This is a genomic window from Trichocoleus sp. FACHB-6 (assembly GCF_014695815.1).
Lineage (GTDB): Bacteria > Cyanobacteriota > Cyanobacteriia > Cyanobacteriales > FACHB-T130 > Funiculus > Funiculus sociatus.
Genome location: NZ_JACJOY010000115.1, coordinates 24,422 through 32,835, shown reverse-complemented (window position 1 = coordinate 32,835; position 8,414 = coordinate 24,422). Strand labels below are relative to the sequence as shown.

The 8,414-nt window shown below is 45.4% G+C and carries 6 protein-coding genes and 1 pseudogene; 4 read left to right on the top strand and 3 right to left on the bottom strand.

What is annotated here, in order from left to right; translation table 11 throughout:
• Nucleotides 1-112: 112 nt before the first annotated feature.
• The 3 genes and pseudogenes from H6F66_RS23230 to H6F66_RS23220 form a co-directional block, all read left to right on the top strand.
• A pseudogene (locus H6F66_RS23230) lies at nucleotides 113-541 on the top strand (Uma2 family endonuclease); the annotation flags it as partial.
• Between the two features lie 173 nt (nucleotides 542-714).
• On the top strand, nucleotides 715-1,005 hold the full coding sequence (locus tag H6F66_RS23225; protein WP_190426177.1) for a DUF1778 domain-containing protein: 291 nt from the start codon (nucleotides 715-717) through the stop codon (nucleotides 1,003-1,005).
• The gene (locus tag H6F66_RS23220) at nucleotides 1,002-1,499 is read left to right on the top strand and encodes a GNAT family N-acetyltransferase (RefSeq protein ID WP_190426181.1); all 498 of its coding nucleotides are present in this window, start codon (nucleotides 1,002-1,004) and stop codon (nucleotides 1,497-1,499) included. The genes H6F66_RS23225 and H6F66_RS23220 overlap by 4 nt, the downstream gene beginning before the upstream one ends.
• A 76-nt stretch (nucleotides 1,500-1,575) precedes the next feature.
• Here the strand turns inward: H6F66_RS23220 and H6F66_RS23215 are convergent, their stop codons facing one another.
• Together H6F66_RS23215 and H6F66_RS23210 are read right to left on the bottom strand one after the other, a co-directional pair.
• Nucleotides 1,576-3,414: a VWA domain-containing protein gene (locus tag H6F66_RS23215; RefSeq protein WP_190426175.1), complete on the bottom strand. Its 1,839-nt coding sequence runs from the start codon at nucleotides 3,412-3,414 to the stop codon at nucleotides 1,576-1,578.
• Between the two features lie 226 nt (nucleotides 3,415-3,640).
• On the bottom strand, nucleotides 3,641-5,044 hold the full coding sequence (locus H6F66_RS23210; RefSeq protein WP_190426173.1) for a reverse transcriptase family protein: 1,404 nt from the start codon (nucleotides 5,042-5,044) through the stop codon (nucleotides 3,641-3,643).
• Between the two features lie 644 nt (nucleotides 5,045-5,688).
• Here H6F66_RS23210 and H6F66_RS23205 point away from each other — a divergent pair.
• Nucleotides 5,689-6,429 carry a DUF6745 domain-containing protein gene (locus H6F66_RS23205; RefSeq protein ID WP_190426170.1) on the top strand — a complete coding sequence of 247 codons (741 nt, stop codon included), beginning with the start codon at nucleotides 5,689-5,691 and terminating at the stop codon, nucleotides 6,427-6,429.
• Nucleotides 6,430-6,694: 265 nt separating this feature from the next.
• On the opposite strand, the gene H6F66_RS23200 is transcribed toward H6F66_RS23205, so the two are convergent.
• Nucleotides 6,695-8,335 (bottom strand): SWIM zinc finger family protein, encoded by a 1,641-nt coding sequence (locus tag H6F66_RS23200; RefSeq protein ID WP_190426168.1) that lies wholly within the window; start codon nucleotides 8,333-8,335, stop codon nucleotides 6,695-6,697.
• Between the last annotated feature and the right edge of the window lie 79 nt (nucleotides 8,336-8,414).

The window sequence follows — 8,414 nt, the reverse complement described above, 5'->3', positions numbered from 1 at the left end:
TCCTTCTACCGCATCTTCAGTTCAACGTTCACATAGAGGCACTGGAAACGATGGAAGCTAACAATTCATTCCTTCCTTCTACCGCATCTTCAGTTCAACTGCGTAACTCCTGACCAAGTTAGTACGGGAGTTAGATAGATTGGTTGGCAACCGTGCAGTGGTACGAGGACAGGAACCAATTACACTGCCTACCGACAGCGAACCAGAACCGGATGTTGCGATCGCACAAGGACAGCGGGATGATTACTTATCGAATCATCCCTATCCAAACAATATTCGGCTAGTAATTGAAGTATCAAACTCAACCTTGGAATATGACCGGACTGTAAAGCTATCCCTATATGCAGAAAACCAAATTCAGAATTATTGGATTGTCAATTTGGCTGCTAATCAACTAGAACGTTACAGTCAGCCTTATCAAGACACTCAGGGAAATTTCGGCTATCGGCTTAGAGAAATTGCATTACCCAATGAAACGGTTACGCTCCCTAATTTTCCTGACTTGTCCCTCGATCTAAATTGTGTATTTCCTGGTTCGTGAACCCGATCGCTTGTGGAAACTCGCCACGGGTTGCGGTTGTGCATTGTCGGTGCAGTTTTTAGATAGCCGCCTCTACATCATCACAATTCAGCATTGACTATTCGGAAATTATGTATGTACAATGTGTATATTATAATATCAGACACTAAGCACTATAGAGAAGGTGAGTCGCTATGGCAGTACTTGATAAAACCGAAAAAATTAAGCGATCCGAGGTCGTAAATATGAGAATTGAGCCAAATCAGCTCGACCTCATAGATAGTGCGGCGAGTCTTTCTGGTAAGACTCGGAGTGCCTTCATGCTAGATGCGGCATATCGAGCAGCAGAAGAGGCTTTGCTCGATCGCAGATTGTTTCGTCTTAGTGATGAACAGTGGAAAGCTTTTAACAAGGCTCTTGACACCTCTCCAACGAAAAATGAAAAGTTAATTGAGTTGCTTCAGGCACCAACCCCTTGGGAATAAAATACACCCCACCAGAAACCCTTCAGCAGACACACGATGTAGAGACATTCGATTGTGGTAAGCCCTCTCTAAATGACTGGTTGAGGAAACGCGCTCTTGAAAACGAGGCAACCGGAGCGTCTCGTACATACGTTGTCTGCTGTGGAGATCGGGTAGTGGGGTACTACAGCTTAGCGAATGGTAGTGTCATTCATACTGAGGCTCCTGGCAAAATCAAAAGGAATATGCCCGATCCAATTCCAGTTATGGTATTGGGCAGACTTGCAGTTGATATTAACCACAAAGGGAAGGGAATCGGTAAAGGCTTGGTCAAGGATGCAATATTGCGTACTTTACAAGCATCAGAGATTGCCGGGATTAGAGCTATTATGGTTCACGCACTTGATGAAGAGGCGAAAAGATTCTATGTGGATAAGTGTGGTTTCATCCCCTCTCGGGTTCATCCCTTGACGCTGATGGTGACACTTGCGGATGTGAAAAAGAATCTTGGATAAAGGATAGTGCAAAGAACACAGACACTCTTTGCGTACCTCTGCGCTATCCTCTGCGTAACTTTGCGTTAAAAAAGTCCTATTGAACTAACCTGCGAATCTTCCCATAAGCAACATAAGATCCGCCATTCTTAGCTTCTTCAACTTCATCAACAACATAGAGAACGTTCTCTTCTCGAATGTCGCGGGGAAAGCGGATGTTGTAGTTAGGATCGTACCCATCCGACACGACTCTCGCTCTCAATTTACTGCCTTCTTTCACGCACTGCACGATAACTCCATCACCTACAGTATCAATTGTTTCTAAATCGGCAGCAGAAGCAGGTGCATTCAGCTTTTGCCGTTTTGGACTGGAAGAAGATGTACCATTTTGAGATGATGCGGCGCGTTCTTGTCCGGGTTGCACTAAGCGGCGAATGTTACCGGAGACGCGATAAAAGCTACCGTCAGCAGATAGATTGATTTCATCAACGATGTAGGTGACACCTTCTTCCCGAATGTTACGGGGGAATTGCACGTTGAAATCAGGATTGTAACCGTCAGAAATGACGTGAATCCGCAACTTACCACTAACGCGATCGCATTTCACAAAAACTCCCGCATCCACGCTGGAAATAGCCTCTAAGCTGTTGGCACTCGCAGCAAGTCCGCGCAATTTTAAATCGCCGCGATCGCGTGTAAGAGCCTGGTAAGATTGATCTCGCATCTCCTTGCGACTGACACTATCAAACTTTTTGCTCTCCAGGCGTTGTGCATAATAATCCAGTTGTTCCATCTCTTCGGCAACTTCAAAGGATTCGTGCAATGCTTTGAGCTTGAGATCCTCGATTGTCTTGCGAAGTTTCTGGGAAGCGGCGGTGTAATCTCCTTTGTCGGCAAGTGCGATCGCTTCATCTTTGACCTTACCAATTCTCAGCTTACTTGCTTGCTCCACAACCGCTGCATCTGGCTGCACGTTACTGGCTGATTCAGCATCAGCAACCGTTATACTAATCGGGATTTCGTCAGTGAATTGTTGAATGCTGCCATCGACAACTGCTTGATATTTATAAGCAACGGTGGCAATATTTGTCACCCCAATATTTGTTTGCGGAGGTATTGACAATTCTACGGCTAGCTGCTTATTTTCTACCTCATAAACATCGCCACAGAAAACTTCCAGGTTATTGCCAATCGGATTGGATCTGTAATTGTTGAGAATCCCAGAAATTTGGACAGAATCCTCTGGTTGCAGCGTTACCGTTAGATTTTGCGCGACGACAGACGTGAGGCTTTCTAGTTCGATTCTGAATACATCGGAAGCATCGTCAGGCGATTGGATGAAATAGAAGTTTCCCCCGGCAGCATTTGCCATGCCGATGAGCAAATCTTCGTTAAAATAAGTTCCAAACCCCAAGGTTGTTGTAACGATTCCCTGTTCGGCTTGTTGTCTTGCAGTGTTAATTAATACTTGAGAATCAGTAATGCCGACATTTGCCTGTCCATCTGTTAATAATAAAACGCGATTGATGCGTTCTGTAGATTGTTGGGTTTTGACGCGATCGCATCCCATTAGCCAACCGCCACTCAAGTTAGTACATCCGCCAGCTTTCACCCTACCAATTAGCGAACGAATCGCAGCTTTATCCTGAACTTGCTGGGGCTGAAGAATTGTTTCCGGCGTATCGTCATAAATTACAACTGAAAGGAAATCCTCTGGTGTCAAATATTCCACAAGCCTTTGTGCAGCTTGAATAGCATTCTTAAGTGATGCTCCCGCCATCGAACCCGATCTATCAATTACCACACTCAAATTAAGCGGAAGACGCGGTACTTTGTTGCGCGTTTCTTCTTCAGCCTTGAAACTAACAATCAAGTCTACAGTGGACGGAGTAGCGGCTGCAATAAGCGATTGACTCAGCGAGTAAGTTGCTTTCATCTGTAGCGTCCTCTAGATATTTTGTGCAGTTTCTAGCGTCAAGCCGAGAATGCCGTTTTGGTGATTTGTGACTTAGATAAACTACAAGAGTAGAGATGGGAATTTCGGATTTTTTATGGAGAAAATCGCATATTTTTTAACTTACAACGAAATCAAAATTTATAGGGACATGGCATTGTCATGCCCCTATATAAATATCCCTAAGCCGTGATATTTTTTTTCAGTATTAGCGTCTGTATTTATCTCGAATCCGTCGAATTTGCTCTTGAAACTCAAGGCCCTTTTGAGGATTAACCATAGCAACAAAATTGGCATAACCCTGAATCGAAGACATCACATTATCAGAATTTCCCCAATGCTTACCTTCTAAGCCATCTTTCTCGATTTGGAACAAAGTAGCACGAAAACGTTTTAGCTCTTTTTTAGAAATATTCGGATAATCATTAACCACAACTCCAGTAACTTCCTGTTGCCGATTTTTCCGCAATATTCTAGTCTTCTGTTCGTTAATCGTAAACCCTTCGTGAGTCACGATTGCCTGAGTGCATTTGAGAATATTGCAGATATTTCGGAGACTGTCACCAGAAGCAGAAAAAGTTAAATCATCAGCGTAGCGAGTATAAACAAAACCCAATTCTTCAGCCATTTGGGTGAGGCGGCAATCTAAGCGACGGCACATTCGATTAGTAATGGCTGGAGAAGCGGGTGAACCTTGCGGCAAGTGGCGTTCTGTAAGTGCTACATAATAAGTTTTGCCGTCTAATTCAACCTCCTCGATATCCGGTTGGGTACACAACAACCCGAAAACTGTTGCCGCCGCTTCAGAATAACCTAAAGACCGGAAAAGACCTTTCACGCGCTGATAGGAAATGGAAGGAAAGAAATCTTTCAGGTCAAAATTGATAATTACGTCACGTTTTACGTGAGGTTGAGCGTTGCTGACAATCGAGCGATCGCGTCTAAAACCATGAGCTGCATCGTGCAGTTCCAGCTTTTCCAAAATATTGCCCAAAATCCAATGCTGCGCCTGCTTCAAGCGTGGCATCGGTGCGGAAATCAGGCGTTCTCCACCCGTTTTTTTCGGAATCTTGAAGCGGATATAGTGAGAAATTGTCGAAGTCTTGCGGGAAAAAGCGAGAAAGCGCAATTGTCCCACAGTAATTCCCATTGCAGCGGCAATTTCGTAAGGCGTACCGCACATTGGCAATCCATAGCTTCGCAACCTTTCCTCATCGCACTCAATATAGTTGAGCCCCCCTGAGACATCTTCACCGAGATAAAGGATTTCTCGCTCTTTTCTTTGCCGCCAATCTTCCGCTCGTTCTTGCCGTTCCCGTTCCCGCCGTTCCTTCGTTTCCTGTCGCTTGCGCCGCGACTCGGCTAGGCGTTGTTTGAGTAGCTGCTTGCGAAGTTGCTTTTCGTTGTGAAGGCGCGAACTTTCCTGCCGCAGTTGCTCCAGTTCTCGCCGGATCTCCCCCATCCGCCGAATTTCATCGGCTGGATCTTGCGGTATCTCGCCTTGTGCAGGCCAGAAACCATAACGTATCATCTCTTCGAGGATAAATTCCTCTTTGCCCGTTTGTCGGATGCGATCGTACAGTTCCTGGCGGGTACGCGGCTGATCTGACATATTTGTTGGGGTTGAAGTAGCGATGCCATTTTGAAAATTATAGTACATCTGTACTCAATGGCAATCGGGCAATAATCCCTGAAACCTGGAAGTAATGGAGGCTAGAGCCTCCAAAAAAGAATTCCCAGCATCAGTCTGGGAACGACGAGAGAATATAAAAAAATTACGCGCCGCTATCAGTTGGTTGCCCCTTCGTAAACATCTCAGGACTAGATTGCTCAACTCAAGCGGTCTCGGTACTACCGGAATCAATTCACTTCATGGAAGTCAAACCGGATTTTCCGGTAGTACCGAATGACCGCACAGTTAAGAGCAGGCTAGTGGTGCATGGCTAGGCTAAACGCAAGGACGACGATCCATCGTCCGGGTTGCAAGGCTGTTACCAACTGATTAGGTGCGCGATGGGATTATGGTAGCAGGATTTTCGTGATAAGCGCTACATATAGCTTGCAACGAGCCACGATATGTAGTGGCTCAGAAGGTGGTTGAAAAGTTTTAACTACTTAGGCAAGTTCAACTCTTCAACTGAAAAAGGAAATCTTCCGGCTAGATGCTGGATATGGGAAAATAAAAAGTTGTGACCCCAAGGGAAAGCCTCGCTCACAATTAGAGTAGGCAAAGATTTTCTTACGAGGTCGGCAACCTTGATTAACAAGCTTACTCCAGAGCAAGAAGCTCTGATTCCGGTTTATATAGAAAAATGGATATCCCTGGCACTTTCCACCGAGCCAATCGCTCGTCAAAAAGCTGCTGAAGCGGTAAATGTTGCCTGCACTGTTTGTTGGAAAGAAGAACCTAAAATTCTTTTTTTCGATAGCCTTTATAGCTTTTTGAAGAATATTGATGTTTACTTTCCGGACTGGGAAGAGGGATACCAGATTGACTGGTTGGCTAAGTTAGAAGACGAATTGTTTGAGCAACTGTCCGACCCTGTTACTAGCAAACTTTGCGACCAACTGCTTGAGCCAATGGATGAGCTGTTGAGTAGGCTGTGGAACCCACTATTGGATCGGTTTTACCAGCAACCGGAAATCTCAAGGAGGGTCGTTACCAACTTTGCTCACGACGTGAATCCTCAAGACTGGCTTGTTCAATGTAGTTTTATTGACTTCTGTTTCTCTGTCTTAAATTGCTCTCTCAATGAAAGTGAGCAGAGAGAATGGGAAGTGTTGCAGTCGCTCGTCAAAAGTTGCGGCTGGATATATATATTTGTTAAACATACTAGCGAAGATAATTGCGAATTTGTTTGCATTGTGTGCGATCGCCCCACAAAACTGCTCTACGATCATCAGCAACTTCTTCACGCTGAAGAAGAACCAGCAATTCAGTTTGCCGATGGTTTCAGTATTTATGCGTATCACGGCGTGGGATTACCTGAGAACTGAAACATCGATTGAGAAAAAAATTACGCGCAGCTGTCAGTTAGTTGCCCCTTCGTAAACATCTCAGGACTAGATTGCTCAACTCAAGCGGTCTCAGGGCTACCCCCTTCTTACACTTCAGGGAAGTCCCACCGGGAAAGGGGGTAGCCCTGAATGACCGCACAGTTAAGAGCAGGCTAGTGGTGCATGGCTAGGCTAAACGCAAGGACGACGATCCATCGTCCGGATTGCAAGGCTGTTTACCAACTGATTAGGTGCGCGTGATTCGTCAATACTGACGGGCGTGTTGCATTCGCAACGCCAGAATGTGTTCGCAAGGGCCTTTGTACAGCTTATTCTGTTGATGCCAGTTGCAAGTACATTCTGCGGATATTATACGCTCATCTGCATCAACTGTCAATGAGGGATTATAATTTCTTTCCTTGTCTTTGACGTTACCTTGCAGAGTAAATGCTCTTGTTGCATCGCTGGTAACATTAGCTACCTGCACAGAATTGTAAACCAAGAAACGGGTAGCTTTCTCTTCTCGCTCATTGGCAAAGCGCAGCCGTTCCATCGGCAAAGGTTCTCGCGTCAGTTCCCGAACCCGGTAGACTTGCTTATTTAAGTCATAAATCGCACGTCCCGCTTGTGTATAAGCACTTAAAGCACCGAGAACTACGGCACGGTTTAAACCAAGGCGTTCCGCAAGCGAGTCGGGACTTTCTACCCAATTCTTCTTCAGCGCCTCGAAAATTTGTTGCTGCGTCCATTTGTCGATGTCGGCGCGGGGTGCCATCAAGTCAAAGTTACCAGATTGCGCCCAGTCGTTTGCCGTCCATCCCGATAAACCGAGGGTAAAGGACATATCGCCTAAGTCAGCGACATAGAAGGAAGGCATACCCGTACCGAGTAGGTGAACGGTAAATTTTTTGGCGACGGGGATGAGACGTTCGAGGATGTGGAGGCGGCGGCGTCCCCAAACGCGGATTTCTTGTGATTGCGATCCAGTGTAGAGCGATCGCGCACAAACCACCTCTATTCCCCAAGGATCGAATGTCACTCGCACGGGTTCCCCAGGTTTAAGATGGTAGCGCATACTGCGCGGCCCTTGCTTCTCTTTATGGCGACGCAGCACAAAGCACATATTGTAAATATCCATCGGATGCAAATCAACTCGCGTCGTTGGTAAAGACATCGCCGAACTAACTTGCAAAAATCCTCTTACCCAACTATCCGGTAAATCGATTTTGACTTCTTTAAAAGTCTCTTCGCGAGTGGTTTGAACTTCAAAACCAGAAGCATCTATTTCAAATCTGGTATTCTTGTAACTGCGGATTTTTTGAAACTCATCGTAAAGTGCCGCTGAGTAATCAATATTAGTCGTACCGCAGGCAAACTCGTTGATATTTTTAAAAACCTCGTAGCTGGCACCGAGGCGACCATAACTTGATTCATCCTGGCTGAAACATTCAAAAAATACTTCATCGGGATGAACTGTAATCACCGGATCGAGAACGAACCAAGCATCGCGGTCTTTTTGATAAAGGTAATCAAAATAGCGGCGTTGTGCCTTGTAAAAAGGTTCCCGTCGCTGGTAACTATGTTGGTTTAATCGGTTGAGTTCATCCTGCAACGGTTTGATTTTATTTGCAACTTCTTGGCGTTGTGCGGCGATAAGCTGCCAGTCTAAATCCTGCTGTTTTGCTGCCCATTCTTTATATGCCGTTTTGTCTTTGGGTTTGAACCGCATATCGGAGACGACAACATCGTGTAAGGCGCTAATCGCTTCCCGAAAAGCGACATTTTGACGCAATTCTCCGATAAAGTAAGTCGGTTCGCGCTTCGTATCGGGAGAGAAAGACATCTGGGTATTGTTCCCGCGATCGCTTACTTCTGTACTTCCGTTATAGGCGTAATTAAATTCCATAATTTACCTCTTAATTGTTTGATTTACTTGGTAATATCCGAGTGACTTATTGGCTAGAAAATTAGGCAGCCACAAAAAT

What these genes read in the sequence shown, in the direction of transcription:
- H6F66_RS23210 (WP_190426173.1), bottom strand. Translation starts at nt 5,044, where the DNA reads ATGTCAGATCAGCCGCGTACCCGCCAGGAACTGTACGATCGCATCCGA.
- H6F66_RS23215 (WP_190426175.1), bottom strand. Translation starts at nt 3,414, where the DNA reads ATGAAAGCAACTTACTCGCTGAGTCAATCGCTTATTGCAGCCGCTACT.
- H6F66_RS23225 (WP_190426177.1), top strand. Translation starts at nt 715, where the DNA reads ATGGCAGTACTTGATAAAACCGAAAAAATTAAGCGATCCGAGGTCGTA.
- H6F66_RS23200 (WP_190426168.1), bottom strand. Translation starts at nt 8,335, where the DNA reads ATGGAATTTAATTACGCCTATAACGGAAGTACAGAAGTAAGCGATCGC.